This is a genomic window from Sphingomonas sp. CCH10-B3 (genome assembly GCF_001556185.1).
In the GTDB taxonomy this organism is placed as follows: domain Bacteria; phylum Pseudomonadota; class Alphaproteobacteria; order Sphingomonadales; family Sphingomonadaceae; genus Sphingomonas; species Sphingomonas aquatica.
On record NZ_LSIJ01000101.1, the window covers coordinates 1 to 17,036 of the forward strand.

13 protein-coding genes are annotated in these 17,036 nt (G+C 65.5%); 5 read left to right on the top strand and 8 right to left on the bottom strand.

What is annotated here, in order from left to right; translation table 11 throughout:
- Window positions 1–75 precede the first annotated feature (75 nt).
- Both AX672_RS15980 and AX672_RS15985 read left to right on the top strand, forming a co-directional pair.
- Window positions 76–864 carry an SDR family oxidoreductase gene (locus tag AX672_RS15980; RefSeq protein ID WP_066653004.1) on the top strand — a complete coding sequence of 263 codons (789 nt, stop codon included), beginning with the start codon at window positions 76–78 and terminating at the stop codon, window positions 862–864.
- A 154-nt stretch (window positions 865–1,018) separates the two neighbouring features.
- Complete coding sequence (locus AX672_RS15985) at window positions 1,019–1,315, top strand: hypothetical protein (RefSeq protein WP_066653007.1); 297 nt, start codon at window positions 1,019–1,021, stop codon at window positions 1,313–1,315.
- A 12-nt stretch (window positions 1,316–1,327) separates the two neighbouring features.
- On the opposite strand, the gene AX672_RS15990 is transcribed toward AX672_RS15985, so the two are convergent.
- Both AX672_RS15990 and AX672_RS15995 read right to left on the bottom strand, forming a co-directional pair.
- Window positions 1,328–3,583 carry an NADP-dependent malic enzyme gene (locus AX672_RS15990; RefSeq protein ID WP_066653258.1) on the bottom strand — a complete coding sequence of 752 codons (2,256 nt, stop codon included), beginning with the start codon at window positions 3,581–3,583 and terminating at the stop codon, window positions 1,328–1,330.
- 78 nt (window positions 3,584–3,661) lie between these two features.
- Window positions 3,662–4,441 carry a transglutaminase-like domain-containing protein gene (locus AX672_RS15995; protein WP_066653010.1) on the bottom strand — a complete coding sequence of 260 codons (780 nt, stop codon included), beginning with the start codon at window positions 4,439–4,441 and terminating at the stop codon, window positions 3,662–3,664.
- Between the two features lie 125 nt (window positions 4,442–4,566).
- On the opposite strand from AX672_RS15995, the gene mutS reads away from it, so the two are divergent.
- Window positions 4,567–7,134, top strand: coding sequence for a DNA mismatch repair protein MutS (mutS, locus tag AX672_RS16000; RefSeq protein ID WP_066653261.1), 2,568 nt, complete (start codon window positions 4,567–4,569; stop codon window positions 7,132–7,134).
- On the opposite strand, the gene AX672_RS16005 is transcribed toward mutS, so the two are convergent.
- Both AX672_RS16005 and AX672_RS16010 read right to left on the bottom strand, forming a co-directional pair.
- Window positions 7,127–7,603, bottom strand: coding sequence for a nuclear transport factor 2 family protein (locus AX672_RS16005; RefSeq protein WP_066653013.1), 477 nt, complete (start codon window positions 7,601–7,603; stop codon window positions 7,127–7,129). The two genes, mutS and AX672_RS16005, sit on opposite strands and share 8 nt — an antisense overlap.
- Window positions 7,604–7,674: 71 nt before the next feature.
- Window positions 7,675–9,300 (bottom strand): methyl-accepting chemotaxis protein, encoded by a 1,626-nt coding sequence (locus tag AX672_RS16010; protein WP_066653015.1) that lies wholly within the window; start codon window positions 9,298–9,300, stop codon window positions 7,675–7,677.
- Between the two features lie 85 nt (window positions 9,301–9,385).
- Between AX672_RS16010 and AX672_RS16015 the strand changes: the two genes are divergently transcribed.
- Together AX672_RS16015 and AX672_RS16020 are read left to right on the top strand one after the other, a co-directional pair.
- Window positions 9,386–12,136, top strand: coding sequence for a [protein-PII] uridylyltransferase (locus AX672_RS16015; protein WP_066653017.1), 2,751 nt, complete (start codon window positions 9,386–9,388; stop codon window positions 12,134–12,136).
- A 12-nt stretch (window positions 12,137–12,148) separates the two neighbouring features.
- A complete protein-coding gene (locus AX672_RS16020; protein ID WP_066653019.1) occupies window positions 12,149–12,532 on the top strand; it encodes a VOC family protein in 384 nt (127 codons plus the stop codon).
- Between the two features lie 15 nt (window positions 12,533–12,547).
- Here AX672_RS16020 and AX672_RS16025 read toward each other — a convergent pair whose 3' ends face one another.
- The 4 genes from AX672_RS16025 to thrS all read right to left on the bottom strand — a co-directional run bounded on the left by AX672_RS16025 (window position 12,548) and on the right by thrS (window position 17,028).
- Complete coding sequence (locus AX672_RS16025) at window positions 12,548–13,915, bottom strand: glycosyltransferase (RefSeq protein ID WP_168727518.1); 1,368 nt, start codon at window positions 13,913–13,915, stop codon at window positions 12,548–12,550.
- Between the two features lie 77 nt (window positions 13,916–13,992).
- Window positions 13,993–14,379, bottom strand: coding sequence for a CopM family metallochaperone (gene copM / locus AX672_RS16030; protein WP_082730605.1), 387 nt, complete (start codon window positions 14,377–14,379; stop codon window positions 13,993–13,995).
- A gap of 8 nt (window positions 14,380–14,387) precedes the next feature.
- The gene (gene infC, locus AX672_RS16035) at window positions 14,388–14,921 is read right to left on the bottom strand and encodes a translation initiation factor IF-3 (RefSeq protein ID WP_066653023.1); all 534 of its coding nucleotides are present in this window, start codon (window positions 14,919–14,921) and stop codon (window positions 14,388–14,390) included.
- 97 nt (window positions 14,922–15,018) lie between these two features.
- Window positions 15,019–17,028: a threonine--tRNA ligase gene (thrS, locus tag AX672_RS16040; protein ID WP_066653268.1), complete on the bottom strand. Its 2,010-nt coding sequence runs from the start codon at window positions 17,026–17,028 to the stop codon at window positions 15,019–15,021.
- Window positions 17,029–17,036: the final 8 nt, after the last annotated feature.

The window sequence follows — 17,036 nt, forward strand, 5'->3', positions numbered from 1 at the left end:
ATCAACGACACCGTTTGCGGCTGGCCGGGCGCCCACCCCCGACCCCTCCCGCAAGCGGGAGGGGAGTAAAGACCGATGGACACCACCAACTTGTTCCGGCTCGACGGCCGCATCGCACTCGTGACCGGCGGCTCGCGCGGGATCGGCAAGATGATCGCGGCGGGCTTCATCGCGCAGGGGGCGACCGTCTATATCAGCTCGCGCAAGGCCGACGCCTGCTTCGCCACGGCGCAAGAACTCGGGCCGAACTGCATCGCGCTGCCGCAGGACGTGTCGACCGTCGCCGGGTGCAAGGCGCTCGCGGCGCAGCTTGCCGAGCATACGACCAAGCTCGATATCCTCGTCAACAATGCCGGCGCGGCCTGGGGTGAGAGCTTCGAGACTTTCCCGGAAAAAGGTTGGGACAAGGTGATGGACCTGAACGTGAAGTCGCCCTTCTTTCTCACCCAAGCACTCCACGAAGCGCTCAAGGCCGCCGCCAGCGCGGGCCAGCCTGCCAAGGTGATCAACATCACCTCGATCGACGGCCTCCGGCTCAATCCGTGGGAGACCTATAGCTATCACGCCTCAAAGTCGGCGCTGATCTATCTCACCAAGCGGATGGCGGCGCGGCTGGTGCGCGACCATATCAACGTCACCTCGATCGCGCCGGGCGCCTTTGCCAGCGAAATGAACAAGGCCGCCCGCGACCACGGCGACGTCATCGCGCAAGGCATCCCGTCGAAGCGGATCGGCGTCGACGAGGATATGGCCGGCACCGCCATCTATCTCGCCAGCCGCGCGGGCGACTATGTCGTCGGCGAGACGATCGCGGTCGACGGCGGGCTGGTCTATGGCGCATTGGGGACGTCAATCGACGCCTAGTGGGAATTGACGCCATGCTTTGGGAATTTTTGCCGACTATAGCCGCTTAAAATTGGCCGAGAACGCTGATTTTCTGCGGTCCTAGGTGTATGGCATAGATAATGCACCTCGGCTCATGTGGCGGTCGTCGCCACATAAGCTGAGGAGTATCCCGATGAGTTTGTTCGCCATCCTTGCGCTGGTTGCTACGTCGACCGCGCCCACCGACGCCTCGACCACGATCGGCCGTGCCGATTGGAATACGGTTGCGGCAGCGGCGCGGCGCATGGAGCTGCCCGCCAGCACGCTTTACCACGCCCTGTCCACGCGCGAAGCACCGCGCCGTGATCAGCGTCAGGTCCGCTACTGCGTGCGGCGCGGCGAAATCGTGCCCGGCAAGACCGGCATGGTCTGCCGCACCGAAGCGCAATGGGCTGCGCTCGGTATCGACATCACGGCTTCGCGCGGTTGATCCGATCCGGCGTTAGCCGACGATGCCTCCGGCGGCGAGCACCGCCAGCGTCACCAATTCGCTGGCCGTGCTCGTCATCGGCGCAATCTGCACCGGCTTTTCCATCCCGACCAGCATCGGTCCGATGACCGCATCGCCGCCCAGCTCGCGCAGCAGCTTGGCCGAGATGTTGGCCGATTGCAGCCCCGGCATGATCAGCACATTGGCCGGGCCCGACAGCCGCGCGAACGGGTATTTTTCCAGCTGGCGTGGGTTGAGCGCAACGTCGGGCGCCATTTCACCTTCATATTCGAATTCGACCCGGCGCGTGTCGAGCACGCCGACCGCACCCCTGATATTCTCCAGCCACTGTCCTTCGGGGTTGCCGAAGTTCGAATAGCTGAGGAACGCGACGCGCGGCTCATGCCCCATCCGTCGCGCGACCAGCGCGGTCTGCGCGGCGATGTCGGCAAGCTCCTCGGCATTCGGGCGTTCGTTGATCGTGGTGTCGGCCATGAACACGGTGTGGCTTTGACCGACCATCAGATGAATGCCGAACGGCGTGCAGCCCGCGGCGGGGTCGATCACCTTGCGGACTTCGCGCATGGAATGGGCATAGGTGCGCGTGATACCGGTGATCATCGCGTCGGCCTCGCCGAGCTGAAGCAGCACCGCGCCGAAGATGTTGCGATCCTGGTTGATCATCCGCTCGCAATCGCGGCGCAGATAACCGCGCCGCTGCAACCGCTTGTAGAGGAAGTCGACCATCGCCGGCACCAGCGGCGAATTGCGGCTGTTGTGCAGTTCATAAGCGTCGGGATCGGTGACGCCGAGTGCGCGCAGCCGATCGGGCACATCGTCGCGGCCAACCAGCACCGGCGTGCCATAGCCGCCTTCCTTGAAGGCGATTGCAGCGCGCAGCACGACTTCCTCTTCGCCTTCCGCGAACAGCACGCGCTTGGGGTGGGCGCGCGCGCCTTCATAGGCGAGCGTCAGCACCGACGTCGTCGGGTTGAGCCGCGCCTTCAGCGACTGGCGATAGGCATCCATGTCCGCAATCGGCCGGGTCGCGACACCCGAATCCATCGCTGCCTGTGCCACCGCGGCGGGCACGATTTCCATCAGCCGGGGGTCGAACGGCGCCGGGATGATATAGTCGGGGCCGAAGCTGTGCTTGACGCCATAAGCGAGCGCGACTTCCTCGGGCACCTGCTGGCGCGCGAGTTCGGCGAGCGCCTTGGCGGCAGCGATCTTCATTTCCTCGGTGATCCCGGTCGCGCGCACGTCAAGCGCGCCGCGGAAGATGAACGGGAAGCCGAGCACATTGTTGACCTGATTCGGATAGTCCGACCGCCCTGTCGCGACGATCGCGTCGGGGCGCGCCGCCTTGGCTTCGGGCGGCGTGATTTCGGGATCGGGGTTGGCCATCGCGAAGATGATCGGCCGCGGCGCCATGCCACGCACCATGTCCTGCGTAACGGCACCTGCCGCCGAGAGGCCCATGAAGACGTCGGCGCCGACCAGCGCCTCGGTCAGCGTGCGGCGATCGGTCGTCACCGCATGCGCCGATTGCCACTGGTTGACACCCTCGCGCCCGCGCCAGATCACGCCCTTGCGGTCGCACATCAGCAGATTGTCGCTCGGCAGCCCCATCGCCTTGATCAGCTGGGCACAGGCAATCGCGGCCGCGCCCGCGCCGTTCATCACGACCTTGGTGTCCTTGATGTCGCGGCCCGTCAGGTAAAGCGCGTTGATCAGCCCCGCCGCCGCGATGATCGCAGTGCCATGCTGGTCGTCGTGGAACACCGGAATGTTCATCCGCTCGCGCAGTTCCTGCTCGATGACGAAGCATTCAGGCGACTTGATGTCTTCGAGGTTGATCCCGCCGAAAGTCGGCTCGAGCAGCTCGACGCATTCGATGAAGCGCTGCACGTCTTCGGTCTTCACTTCGATGTCGATCGAATCGACGTCGGCGAAGCGCTTGAACAGCACAGCCTTGCCTTCCATCACGGGCTTGGATGCCAGCGCGCCCAGATTGCCGAGCCCCAGGATCGCCGTGCCGTTCGAGATCACCGCGACCAGATTGCCCTTGGCAGTATAGTCATAGGCGGTGGCCGGATCGGCGGCGATCGCGCGCACCGGCGCTGCCACCCCGGGCGAATAGGCGAGCGCAAGGTCGCGCTGCGTCGCCATCGGCTTGGTGGCGACGACCTCGATCTTGCCGGGCCGTCCTTCGGCGTGGAACAGCAGTGCTTCGCGATCGAGTTGTTCGTTCGATTCTTCGGACATCATGCCCCTCTCCGGTTCGCACCAGCCTTACGGCGTCCCGATGCTTTCGTCACCCCGGCGCAGGCCCGAACGCACGGTTCAGGCGGCTTCCTCGACCGATACCGACAGCCGGTTCATCGCCGCATCGCCAAAGCTGGTCATGAAAGCGATGTCGGCGGCGTCCCGCCCAACGCCGATCCGCGCAATCGATCCATCGATTGCCATGCCGGTCGGATCGACCAGATGCCAGGCACCGTCGAGATAGACATCGGCGACCGCATGGAAATCCTGCGGCTTGACCCCCAGCGCATAGACGCTCGCCATCCGCGCCGGAACACCTGCGGCCCGCACCAGCGTGACCATCACATGCGCATAGTCGCGGCAGACGCCCTCGCGCCTGACGAAAGAGTCGATCGCGGTGGTGTTGGCATTGCTCGACCCGGGCACATAGCTGAAGCGCGATTCGATCCAGTCGCGGATCGCCGCCACCAGCGCCCCACCCTCCAGCCCCTTGAACGTCGCCTCGACGAACGAGACGAACTGGTCGGAGGGGCAATAGCGCGATCCCATCAGATATTGGACGCTGTGCCCCGGCAAGCGATGCAACGGCACTTGCGGCAGCGTCGTCCAGTCGATCGATGGACGGACGATATCGACTGTCGACCGGTAATCGACCACCAGCCGATCCTGCACGCGCAACCACAGCCGGTCGCCCACCCCATCCTGCGCCGCCACGCGCGCGAACTGGTCGAGCGCGGACAGATCGATCCACGCATGGTCGAGCCGTTGATCGGGCGTCGCGGCGGCTTCAAGCTGGAGCAGAATATCGGTGGGTTCGGCGAAACGATAATCGAGCTGGGTATGGATTTTGATTTTCATGGTGCTCCAGAACGACAGGCGGGCCGCTACGGTTTCGACATCATCGCGCGGGCGTGAGGCAATCTCATGACGGCGGGCGAATTGTTCGCTAATCGACCCCGATGACGACGGCAGCTCCCACCCCGATGATGGCGCAATATCTTGCGCTGAAAGCGGAAGCTGGCGACTGCCTGCTGTTTTACCGGATGGGCGATTTTTTCGAGCTGTTCTTCGATGACGCCCGGATTGCCAGTGCCTGCCTCGACATAGCACTCACCGCACGCGGCGAACATGAAGGTACGCCGATTCCGATGTGCGGCGTGCCGGTCCATTCGGCCGAAGGCTATCTCGCCCGGTTGATCAAGGCGGGGCACCGCGTCGCCATTGCCGAACAGACCGAAAGCCCCGAGGCCGCCCGCAAGGCGCGCGGATCGAAAGCGCTGGTCGGTCGCGCGATCGTGCGCTTCGTGACGGCGGGAACGCTGACCGAGGAAGCGCTGCTCGATGCCCGCAGCAGCAACTGGTGCTGCGCGATCGGCGAGGCGGCAGGCGACATCGCGATTGCCGCTGCCGATATTTCGACCGGCCGTTTCGACGTGATCGAGACCAGCGCGGCGATGCTTGCAGCCGACCTTGCGCGGATCGGACCGGCAGAGGCGATCGTTGCCGAGGGAAGCGATTTTGCCGCACTCGCCAGCACGCTGCGCCCGCGCGCGACGTTCGATTCATCGCGCGGCGAAGCGCGGATGAAATCACTGTTCGGCGTGGCGACACTCGACGGCTTCGGCAGCTTCAGCCGGGCGGGCCTTGCGGCGGCGGGCGGTCTGGTCGCCTATCTTGACCATAATGGCCGCGGCACGCTCCCTTTTCTGCGACCACCATCGGTCGCGCGCAGCAATCAGGCGATGGCGATCGACGCCGCGACGCGGGCCAGTCTCGAACTTACCGCAACCCAGGCCGGCAGCCGCAAGGGCAGCCTGCTCGACGCCGTCGACCGGACCGTCACGGGCGCGGGTGCGCGCCTGCTCGCCGCCGATATCGCTGCGCCGTTGATGGAGTCAGCCACGATTGACGCGCGGCTCGACCTGATCGGCCGGTTCCACGACGATGCGATGTTGCGCGAAATGCTGCGCAGCAAGCTTCGCAGCATTCCCGACCTTGGCCGCGCGCTCGGTCGGCTCGCGGCGGGCCGGGGCAGCCCGCGCGACTTGGGCCAGATTCGCGACGGGTTGGATGGCGCGTGGCGGCTGGGCGAGCAGCTCGGGAAGCTTGAAGCACCGCCTGCGCTGCTGACCGCGCTCGTGCCCAAGCTGCGCGGCCACGGCAGCCTGATCGAGTTGCTGACCCGCGCGCTGGTTCCCGCGCCGCCGATCGACGCCAGCGGCGGCGGCTATATCGCCGAAGGTTATGACGCCGCGCTTGACGATCTGCGCGACGCCGGTGCCGGCGGCCGCCGCGCAATCGCCGCGCTCGAGGCCCGCTATCGCCAGCAGACCGGCATTGCCGCGCTCAAGATCCGCCACAATGCCGTGCTCGGATACCATATCGAAGTGCCTGCCAAGCACGGCGACGCGCTGATGCGCCCCGACAGCGGCTTCACTCACCGGCAGACAATGGCGGGCGCGGTCCGCTTCAACGCGCCCGATCTACACGAAGCGGCGCTGAAGGTGACGCAGGCAGGCGCGCATGCGCTGGCGGCGGAAGCGGCACATCTGGAGGAGCTGACGGCCCGCGCGCTCGACCGCCGCGACGCGATTGCCGAAACCGCCGATGCGCTCGCACGCCTCGATGTTGCGGCCGGGCTCGCCGAGCGTGCAGCCGAAGGCGGCTGGACCCGCCCGTCGCTGGCCGCCGAGCCCTGTCTCGAAATCGAAGGCGGTCGCCATCCGGTCGTGGAAGCTGCCGTCGCGGCTGCGGGTGACCGCTTCGTCGCCAATGATTGCATCCTGTCCGAAACATCGCGGCTGTGGCTGGTGACCGGGCCGAACATGGGCGGGAAGTCGACCTTCCTGCGCCAGAATGCGCTGATCGCCGTGCTCGCACAGGCCGGCAGCTATGTGCCCGCCACGCGCGCCCGGATCGGCATGGTCGATCGGCTGTTCAGCCGGGTCGGCGCGTCGGACAATCTTGCACGCGGGCAATCGACCTTCATGGTCGAAATGGTCGAAACCGCTGCCATCCTTGCGCAAGCGACGCCGCAGAGCTTCGTCATCCTCGACGAAGTCGGGCGCGGCACCTCGACCTATGACGGCCTCGCAATCGCCTGGGCGGTGGTCGAGGCAATTCACGACGACAATCGCTGCCGTTGCCTGTTCGCGACACATTATCACGAGCTGACCCGGCTCGCCGAACGCTGCGACGCGCTGTCGCTCCACCATGTCCGTGCGCGCGAATGGAAGGGCGAGCTGGTGCTGCTCCACGAAGTGAGCGAAGGCCCCGCCGATCGCAGCTATGGTCTGGCCGTCGCGCGACTGGCAGGCCTGCCGCCGGTCACGATCGCGCGGGCCAAAGCCGTGCTGGCGAAGCTCGAAGCCGGGCGCGCGAAGACCGGCGGGCTGGCGGCGGGCCTCGACGATCTGCCACTGTTCGCCGCCATGGCCGAGCCCGAAGCCGCCCCCGACGGCCTGCGTGCGGCGCTCGCCGATCTCGATGTCGACGCCCTCAGCCCGCGCGAAGCATTGGAGGCACTCTACCGGCTGAAGGGGCTCATTTGACCGGCGTCGCGTCCGGCCCAGTCCACGTCCAGGCGACGATCTTCCAGCCCGCTGGCACGCGATCGAGCGCGAAGGTCATCTGCGCCGCCTCGCTCATCGCGACGCCCTTCTGCTTGAAGCTGTAAACCGACGGCACAATCACATAGGCATGGCGCCCCGATATCAGCGTGCGCGTCGGCGCGCCGATGCGGACTGCTGGTTCGGTGATGCCGTTTGCGGCAGCGTCCCTCGCATAATCGGCGACCCAGCCGTCGAACGCCTTGGGTCCGCCCCAGCGATAGGGCGGCACTTCGTCGATGATGACGACACCGCCCGCCGCCATCTGAGCCTTGGCGGTTGCATTATCGCCCTTGTTGAACGCATCGACGAAGGCCGTGATCGGCGCTTCGACCGCAGCGTCGCGCATCGCCGCCGACGCGACCGACGCCGTCAGAACGCAGGCGAATGTCGCCAGCGCAAACCTTTTCATTTTGCCTCTCCCCATGGCCAGCCCGGCACCGAATCCTAACGGTTATACGCCGCTGTGCAACGGGCAGGCGATCAGGTCGCGCGGAGCCGTGCGTCGAAAGCCGCACTCGCGGCGCTCAGCGATTCGGACTGGGCGCGGACATTGCCCGCGACATCGGCGATCGATTTCGCCAGATCGATTGCAACACCGGCCTGATCGGCAAGCGCCCCCAGATCGAGTTCGACGGCATGGCCGGTGTCGCTGGCGCGCTCGACGCTGGCGAAAATGCCGTCGGTCGCCTGCGATTGGCCCGCGATTGCGCGCGCGATGTCGCCCGCGCCGATGGCAATCTGATCTACCTTCGCGGCCATTGCTTCGATGGCAGTGACGACATCCTCGGTGTTCTGATCCATGTCGGCGATGTGCCGCCCGATCCCCGCCGCTGCCTCGCGCGTTTGGGCAGCAAGCGCCTTCACTTCGGCGGCGACGACGGCGAAGCCGCGCCCGGCTTCACCCGAATGCGCTGCTTCGATCAATGCATTGAGCGCGAGCGTGTTGGTGCGTGCAGCAATCCGTTCGATCTCGCTGGTGATGCCGCGGACAAGGCGGCTGCTCTCGGCGAGTGCCTCGGCTCGCTGGCGTGCGCGTTCGGACGTGGCCTCAGCCGTCGCGGTCGCCTGTACTTGGCCATCGACCTGCTCGCCGATCCGCGCGATCGAATCGCGCAGCCGTGCAGCCGCTGTCTGTACCGCCGACATCGACGCCCCAGCGCTGATTGCGCGCTCGCGCACGGCATTGACATGGACCGCGCTCGCGTCCCCTACGCGGGTGAGCTTCCGGGTCGAACCGGCGAGCTGGCCGACCGCATCACCCAAGCCGGTCACCACGGCCAGCACGCTGGTTTCGAAGCGTTGGGCATGTTCGAGCATCAGCTTGCGGTGCTCGGTTGCCGCCCGTGCATCTTCTTCGGCACGTTCGCGGGCGTGCTGCCGCTCAAGTGCGCGCTGCATTTCGTTTGCGCGGGCTGCTTCCTCGGCGCGACGGCGTTCGAGCGCAGCCAGTTCCATCGCGGCACGCATCCGGTCGCTGAACAGGCGCGCCTGCGCCGAATTGAGAATGGTCAGCAGGATCACGAATACCGTGATCGCCCCGCCATAGATCCACGGCACCGCCACCGATGGCAACAGGTTGAGCCACAGCCGCAGGCCGAGAATGCCCATGAAGCTGAGCGCCACGCCGGGCATCAGCGTGAACATCGTTCCGCCCACGCTGATGACCGCCACTGTCATGCAGGCGATGCCGATCCGGTCCTCAAGCAGCGGCGCCATGTCGAGCGCGGCGATCATTACGAACCATCCGAGCGCATTGACCACAGCATAGAGATAGACACCAAGGCCGAGCCGCGCGTCCGGCATCGCCAGCCGCAGTTTTCGATCGCGGCCGAAGAGCGGACGCAGCATCGCCACCGACAGCAGACAGGGAACCGCTGCCAGAATCATCAGCGGCTTGTCGAAGCGCAGCGCATAAACGGTGCACATCGCAATGGGCACAAGGATGTTGGCAGCGCCGAAGCCCATTACGGTGTCGATCGTTGCGCGCAACCGCTCGCTTCGGCTGTGATCGTCGATGCCGATCAAACGCAACAGTTCGATCTGCGACCATCGCCGGCCACCGACCGCAAATGTCCAGCCTTGATCGGTTCGGGTCAGCATGGGCATTCGTTCTACCCCTGCAATGGTAAATGAACCGGTAACGATCGTTCGTTGGCGTGACCTTTAGCCGGGACCGTCCTATATCGCCGCCATGAGCAATCGCTTCGCCGGAGTGCCGCATCGCCGCGCCATCATCGATCGCCGCGCGATCGCCGACCGGCTTGCCGCGATCGCAGGCGACGATCCGGTGCAGCGCCGTCTGGCGGCCACGGTGATGCTCAAGGTCGCGCTGACGCTGGGCCGCGCCGAAATTGCCGAACGGCTGGTCGCGGCGCCGTCGCGCGGGCTTGAAGCCGCCGCCGCGCAGGCCTTCCTGATCGACCAGATCCTGCGCCTGCTCTATGATTTCGTCACCAAACAGTTGCATCCGTGCGCCAGCCCGACCAACGCCGAAAGGCTCGTGCTCATGGCGGTCGGCGGCTACGGCCGTGGCGAAATGGCGCCGCATTCGGATGTCGACATCGCCTTCCTGACACCGTGGAAGCAGACCGGCTGGGCCGAACAGGTCATCGAATCAATGCTCTATGTCCTGTGGGACCTGGGCCTGAAAGTCGGCCACAGCGCGCGCTCGCTCGACGAAATGGTCCGCCAGGCCAAGGGCGACGTGACGATCCGGACTGCCTTGCTCGAGGCGCGCTACATCTGGGGCGACATGCCGCTTTACGACGAGGCCTCGCGCCGGTTCCGTGCCGAAGTGCAGGCCGGCAGCGCGCGCGCCTACATCGCCGACAAACTCGCCGAGCGCAACGAACGCCACAAGAAAATGGGTGACAGCCGCTACGTCGTCGAACCCAATGTCAAGGAAGGCAAAGGCGGCTTGCGCGACCTCCACACCTTGTTCTGGATCGGCAAGTACATCCACAATGTCGACAGCGCAGCCGGGCTGGTCGACGCCGGGCTGCTGACGGCGACCGAGTATCGCCAGTTCCACCGCGCCGAAAATTTCCTCTGGGCCGTGCGCTGCCACCTCCATTGCATCACCGGGCGCGCAGAGGACCGGCTGACCTTCGACGTGCAGCGCGAGATCGCCGAGCGGATGCGCTATGCCGACCGCCCCGGCGCATCGCGCGTCGAACGCTTCATGCGGCATTATTTCCTGCAGGCGAAAATCGTCGGCGACCTGACCGGCGTGTTCCTGTCGCAGCTCGACGAAGCCTTTGCGACGCGCGGCCGTCGCTTTGGGCTGCCATCGCTGATGCGGCGGCCGCGCAAGCTGAGCGGCTTCATCCTCGATCGCGGGCGGCTGTCGCTGCCATCGGACGACTTCTTTGCGCAGGATCCGGTGCGGCTGGTCGAGCTGTTCGCGCTTGCCGACAAGCACGGGCTCGAAATCCACCCGCTGACGATGCGCGCCGCCGCGCGCGACGCCAAGCTGGTCGACGATGTCCGCGACGATCCGCGCGCCAACGCCCTGTTCCTCGATGTGCTGACGTCGAATCGCGATCCCGAAACGGTGCTGCGCTGGATGAACGAGGCCGGCGTGTTCGGCCGCTTCGTGCCCGATTTCGGCCGCGTCGTCGCACAGATGCAGTTCGACATGTACCACCATTATACCGTCGACGAGCATTCGATCCGCGCGATCGGCCTGCTCGCGCGGATCGAACGCGGCGAGCTGGAGGAGGATCATCCGCTTGCCGCGAGCATCATGCGCAACATCGTCTCGCGCCGGGTGCTCTATGTCGCGGTGCTGCTGCACGACATCGCCAAGGGGCGCGGCGGCGACCATTCGGTGCTGGGCGCCGAAGTTGCGCAACGGCTCTGCCCCCGGCTCGGGCTGTCCAAGGCCGAAACCGAGACGGTCGCGTGGCTGGTCCGCTGGCACTTGCTGATGTCGGCCACCGCCTTCAAGCGCGATCTGGCCGACTATAAGACCGTTATCGACTTTGCGACCGCCGTGCAGAGCCCCGAGCGGCTGCGCCTGCTGCTCGCGCTGACCGTGGTCGATATCCGCGCCGTCGGCCCGGGTGTCTGGAACAGCTGGAAGCGCCAGCTGCTGACCGAACTCTATGAGCTGGCCGAGGAACTGCTCCGCCTGGGGCACAAGCAGAAAGGACGCGGCGAGCGCATCGCCGCCAAGCAGCAAGCACTCGCCGCCACGCTCCGCTGGGACGCCGCTGCCTATGACCGGCTCGTCGCGCGCCTGCCGGAAGCCTATTGGATCGCCGAACCCGATGACGTGCTTGAGGGCAATGCGCGGCTGATTGCCGCCGCTGGCGACGCGGAGCTGGCGATCGATGCCAAAGTCTATCCCGATCGCGGCGCAACACTGGTAACGCTTTACGCCGCCGACCATCCCGGGCTGTTCTATCGCACGGCCGGCGCCATTCATCTGGCGGGCGGCAACATTATCGACGCGCGGATTCACACCACGCGCGACGGCATGGCGCTCGATAACTTCCTGGTGCAGGATCCCTTCGGGCGCCCGTTCGACCGGCCCGAGCAACTTGCGCGGCTGAAAGCGATGATCGAGGATGCGCTCGCCAATCGCAATCGCCTTGCCGAGCGGTTGAAGGCGAAGCCACTGCCGCGCACGCGCGCCGAGGCATTCGACATCGCACCGGTGGTGCTGATCGACAATAATGCGTCGAACCGCTTCACGGTGATCGAAGTGAATGCCCGCGACGGCCCGGCATTGCTCAACCGGCTCGCGCAGGCGCTGTTCCAGTCGAAGGTCACGATCCATTCGGCGCATGTCGCGACCTATGGCGAGCGCGCGGTCGATACATTCTACCTCACCGATCTGCTCGGCGAGAAGATCAGCAGTGGCCAGCGATTGCGGGCAATCGAACGGCGATTGCTGGGGGCAGCGGCAAATGACGGCGAATGGTCTCAGGCGGCATAAGGGGAGACAAGCATGGGCGTGCTCGGCATTGGCGGACTTTTCTTTCGGTCGCAGGACCCCGACGGGCTGTCGGCATGGTACCGGGAGCACCTCGGCATCGGCGCTGGTTGTTCGGCTGAGGACACCGGACCGGTCGAAGAATGGTCGTGGAAGACCCAAGGCGGTCCGGTGGTGTTCGCACCGTTCAAGGCCGACACCGATTACTTCGCCGCCGACAAGCAGTTCATGCTCAACTTGCGCGTCGCCGACATCGACGGGATGATCGAATCGCTGCGCGCTGCTGGCATTGCGGTTGAAACCCGAGCGGAATGGGACGCACCTGAAACCGGCAAATTCGCCCGGCTCCACGATCCCGAGGGCAATGCGATCGAGCTGTGGGAACTTCCCGCCGCGTGAGCGCGGCGCGGGCCGTCAGGATGCGGCGGCAGTGATCGGCTCACCCCGGGAAAAGGGCAGCACCGCGACTGGCGCGCCGCTGACCCGCGTTTGTGGCGCGTCATAGGGGACCAGTGCTTCGGTGATCGCGGTCGCTGCGGCTTCCGCGCCGCGCTCGGTCGCAATCCGCGCCGCCACTTCGCGCGCACGGACGGCGAAGCGATCGTTGCGCAACAGCCGCTCGACCAGCGGCGTCGCGCGATCGGCAGTGAAGCGGCTGCTGTCGAGCATGTAACCAAGCCCGCGGCGTTCGATCCGATTGCCATGGTCGAACTGGTCACCCATGTGCGGCACGACGAGCTGCGGCTTGCCCGCGCGCATCGCCTGACCGGTGGTGCCGACGCCGCCGTGGTGAACGATTGCCGCCGCCTGCGGAAACAGCACCGAATGACGTGCATAGCTGCACCAGTGGATTTGCGCATCGCCACGGTCGGGCGTGTCGCGTCCGGTCAGCATCACAGCGCGGCAGCCTAGACGGCGCGCGACCTCAGCCGCTTCGTCGTAGAAGGTCCCTGCGCCATGCACCGCAAAGGTACCAAGCGTGAAGACCAGCGGCGCCGGCCCCACCGACAGAAAAGCCTCCAGCTCTGCGTCAAGGCCCTCGCCCGCCGCCGCGTTGCCGTCGAACAACGGGAAGCCGACGATCCGCGTCTTGGCCGGTGCATCGGGCGGCATCGCGCCAAGCTGCTCGGAATAGGTGCCGAGCGTCAGCAGCCCCTGGCTTTGCGGTTCGAGCAGCCGCCGCGCGGATTTGGCGGCAACGCCATTGGCGACCCGCACGCGATTGACCTGACGACGATAGAGCAGGTCAATCACCTGGCGCATCGTTGCATAAGCCGCGCGGTTCCAGAGTCGGCCCACGGCGCCGACGTGCGGCTGCTTCATCATCCAGAAATCAGGCGTCTTGGGTGGATCGCTCGCCGACAGCATCGCCATCGGCTGCAGCACGATCGAAATCAGCGGGATGTCGGCCTTCTCGCAGACAATGGGGGCTGCGAGCGCGAAGATCGACGCAACGATGGCGCAAGCCCCCTCGGCCACTTCCGCCAGCGCTTGGGTTGATGACGCGAGCGAGGGCAGCAGCACCTGATCGAGCATTTCGCGCTGATCGTCCATGATCTGGCGCACAGCATCATGCTCGTTGAGCCCCATGCGCTGGCGGATGTCATCAAAGGCCGGCAGCACCGGCTCGGCATCGAGCCCGGCTGCGCGGCACTCGGCAAGGTGATCCTGCCCGACCGCCATCACCGGATGAAAGCCGCGCGCTTTCAGTTCGATCGCAATCGCGATGAACGGGTGCAGGTCCCCCCGCGTCCCGATCGTGGTGAGGACGATTTTGCGCATAGCGCAACCGTGCGGCGCGCGCGCCCGCGCGTCAACGTCGGCTTTCGGCACCGATGCCGGATCCGGGACAACCCCAGTCAGCGTTGTTGCCGATCGTGCCGGGCAAGCCACTGCTTCATCTGCGCGATTTCGCGGTCCTGCGCGGCAATGACCTGTTCGGCCAGCGCGCGGACTTCGGGATCCTTACCATATTTAAGGGCAGTCTTGGCCATCGCGACCGCGCCCTCGTGATGCGGAATCATCAGCCGCATGAAGCTTTCATCGGCATCGGCCGAGGCAGCCCCCATGTTCTTGTGCATCGCCGCCATCGCCGCGTCATATTCCGCCGCGGGGCCTGTTGCAGCGGCCATATGGTGGGGCATGTCATGGGTCGGTGCGCCGGCTGCCGCCGGTCGGGCAACCGGATCGGACGCCTGCTGCCCGCATCCCGCCAGCATCAGCACCGCCAGCGCGGCGCGCCGCATTTCAGGCTTCATTTCGGGGCGAGCACCATCAACATCTGGCGCCCCTCCATCCGCGGATACGCCTCGACCTTGGCATGTTCGGCGATGTCGGCCTGCACGCGCTGGAGCAGGGCCATGCCAAGCTGGCCGTGGCTGAGTTCGCGCCCGCGAAAGCGCAGCGTGATCTTCACCTTGTCGCCTTCGTCGATGAATTCGGCGACCTTCTTCATCTTGGTATCATAATCATGGTCGTCGATGTTCGGACGCATCTTGATCTCCTTGATCTCCTGCGTCTTCTGGGACTTGCGCGCGGCATTGGCCTTTTTCTGGGCCTCATATTTGAACTTGCCGACATCGAGGAACTTGGCGACCGGCGGATCGGCGTTGGGCGACACTTCGACAAGGTCGAGCCCGACGGCCATTGCCTGTTCCATGGCTTCGCGCGTGTACATCACGCCCAGGTTTTCGCCGTCCTGATCGATCACGCGGACTTTGGGCGACTGGATGAATTCGTTGAACCGCGGACCGTTGATCGGCGGGGGCGCAAGCGGGCGCCGGGTCATGGGAGGACGTATGAGTATTGCTCCTGTGGTTATCTAATCACCCAATATACGCGCAATCGCGCGATTTGGGAAGTTCGGTCCGGCGCTTCGGTCGCAATCAGCCCCGTGCCAGATCGGGCGGTGTCGCATCCGCCGCAAGCATGGCGACCAGATCGTCGAGCGCCATCACCTGTTGCCGTTCGCTGCCCAATTGGCGCAGCGCGACGGTGCCCTCCTCGGCCTCGCGCTTGCCGACGACGATCAGATTGGGGACCTTCGCGAGCGAATGCTCGCGCACCTTGTAGTTGATCTTTTCGTTGCGCAGATCGGTCTCGACGCGAATCCCAGCAGCGGCGAGCTTTGCCGTCACCGCATGGGCATAGTCATCAGCATCCGACACGATCGTTGCGACCACTGCCTGCACGGGTGCAAGCCACAGCGGGAAGCGCCCGGCATAATGTTCGATCAGGATGCCGATAAAGCGTTCATAGGTGCCCAGGATCGCGCGGTGGAGCATCACCGGGCGATGGCGTTCGCCATCGGCGCCGACATAGGTGGCGTCGAGCCGTTCGGGCAGCACACGGTCGGACTGGATCGTCCCGCACTGCCACGTTCGCCCGATTGCGTCGGTCAGGTGGAATTCGAGCTTCGGGGCGTAGAACGCGCCCTCGCCCGGCAGTTCCTCCCAGCCATAATTCGCCGTTGCCCGCCCCGATGCGACCACGGCATTGCGCAGCTCGGCCTCGGCCTGATCCCACATTTCCTCGGTGCCGAAGCGCTTCTCCGGCCGCAGCGCTAGCTTGATCGCGTAATTGTCGAAGCCGAGATCTTTGTAGACGCTGTCGAGCAGGTCGCAGAAGCGTTGCACTTCCTCGACAATCTGGTCCTCGCGGCAAAAGATGTGGCCATCGTCCTGCGTGAACTGGCGCACGCGCATGATGCCGTGGAGCGCGCCGTGCGGCTCGTTGCGGTGACAGCAGCCCATTTCGGCCATCCGCAGCGGCAAGTCGCGGTAGCTCTTGATCCCCTGGCGGAAGATCAGGACGTGCGCCGGGCAGTTCATCGGCTTTAGCGCCATCCACTCGGCCTTGCCCGAAATCACCGGACCGTCGTCGTCGACATTGGGCACTTCATCGGGGATGACGAACATGTTCTCGCGGTATTTTCCCCAGTGGCCGGACTGTTCCCATTGCTTGGCGTCCATCACCTGCGGCGTCTTGACCTCGGCATAGCCCGCCGCGTCGATCCGCCGACGCATATAGGCCTCGAGCTCGCGGTAGATGCGATAGCCCTTGGGGTGCCAGAACACGCTGCCATGCGCTTCGCTCTGGAGGTGGAACAGGTCCATCTCCGCGCCGATCTTGCGGTGATCGCGCTTGGCGGCTTCCTCGAGCATCGTCAGATGCGCATCAAGCTGCTTCTTGTTGAGCCAGCCAGTGCCATAGATGCGGCTGAGCATCGCGTTTTTCTGGTCACCCCGCCAATAGGCGCCCGACACGCGCGTCAGCTTGAACGCCTGCGGATCGAGTTTCCCGGTCGAGGCGAGGTGCGGTCCGCGGCACATGTCGAGCCAGGCATTTTCGCCCTTGCCGGCGCGGTAGACCGTCAGTTCCTCGCCTTCGGGCAGTTCGGCCGCCCATTCGGCCTTGAAGGTTTCGCCCTGTGCCTGCCAGCGCGCGATCAGATCGGCACGGCTCCACACTTCGCGGATCAGCGGCGCGTCGCGCGCAATGATCGCGCGCATCTCGGCTTCGATCGCGGGCAGGTCCTCCTCGGTGAAGGGCCGATCCTTGGGCGCGAAGTCATAATAGAAGCCATCATCGGTCGCCGGGCCGAACGTGATCTGCGTGCCCGGAAACAGGTTCTGAACCGCCTCTGCGAGCACATGCGCATAATCGTGGCGCGCAAGTTCGAGCGCGTCGGCCTCGTCCTTCGCCGTCACCAGCGCCAGCGCTGCATCGCCTTCCAGCGGCCGCATGATATCCCGCAGCTCGCCGTCGACGCGCGCTGCGATCGCCGCCTTGGCAAGACCCGGGCCGATTGCGGCGGCGATGTCCGCCGGGGTGGTCCCCGGTGCTACCTCGCGGACGGAACCGTCGGGCAGCGTGATTCGGAACATCGCGGACATGGAAATCG

What these genes read in the sequence shown, in the direction of transcription:
- AX672_RS16005 (WP_066653013.1), bottom strand. Translation starts at nt 7,603, where the DNA reads ATGAAAAGGTTTGCGCTGGCGACATTCGCCTGCGTTCTGACGGCGTCG.
- AX672_RS16015 (WP_066653017.1), top strand. Translation starts at nt 9,386, where the DNA reads ATGAGCAATCGCTTCGCCGGAGTGCCGCATCGCCGCGCCATCATCGAT.
- AX672_RS16020 (WP_066653019.1), top strand. Translation starts at nt 12,149, where the DNA reads ATGGGCGTGCTCGGCATTGGCGGACTTTTCTTTCGGTCGCAGGACCCC.
- copM (WP_082730605.1), bottom strand. Translation starts at nt 14,379, where the DNA reads ATGCGGCGCGCCGCGCTGGCGGTGCTGATGCTGGCGGGATGCGGGCAG.
- AX672_RS15995 (WP_066653010.1), bottom strand. Translation starts at nt 4,441, where the DNA reads ATGAAAATCAAAATCCATACCCAGCTCGATTATCGTTTCGCCGAACCC.
- AX672_RS16010 (WP_066653015.1), bottom strand. Translation starts at nt 9,300, where the DNA reads ATGCCCATGCTGACCCGAACCGATCAAGGCTGGACATTTGCGGTCGGT.
- mutS (WP_066653261.1), top strand. Translation starts at nt 4,567, where the DNA reads ATGATGGCGCAATATCTTGCGCTGAAAGCGGAAGCTGGCGACTGCCTG.
- AX672_RS15985 (WP_066653007.1), top strand. Translation starts at nt 1,019, where the DNA reads ATGAGTTTGTTCGCCATCCTTGCGCTGGTTGCTACGTCGACCGCGCCC.
- AX672_RS15980 (WP_066653004.1), top strand. Translation starts at nt 76, where the DNA reads ATGGACACCACCAACTTGTTCCGGCTCGACGGCCGCATCGCACTCGTG.
- AX672_RS16025 (WP_168727518.1), bottom strand. Translation starts at nt 13,915, where the DNA reads ATGCGCAAAATCGTCCTCACCACGATCGGGACGCGGGGGGACCTGCAC.
- AX672_RS15990 (WP_066653258.1), bottom strand. Translation starts at nt 3,583, where the DNA reads ATGTCCGAAGAATCGAACGAACAACTCGATCGCGAAGCACTGCTGTTC.
- infC (WP_066653023.1), bottom strand. Translation starts at nt 14,921, where the DNA reads ATGACCCGGCGCCCGCTTGCGCCCCCGCCGATCAACGGTCCGCGGTTC.
- thrS (WP_066653268.1), bottom strand. Translation starts at nt 17,028, where the DNA reads ATGTCCGCGATGTTCCGAATCACGCTGCCCGACGGTTCCGTCCGCGAG.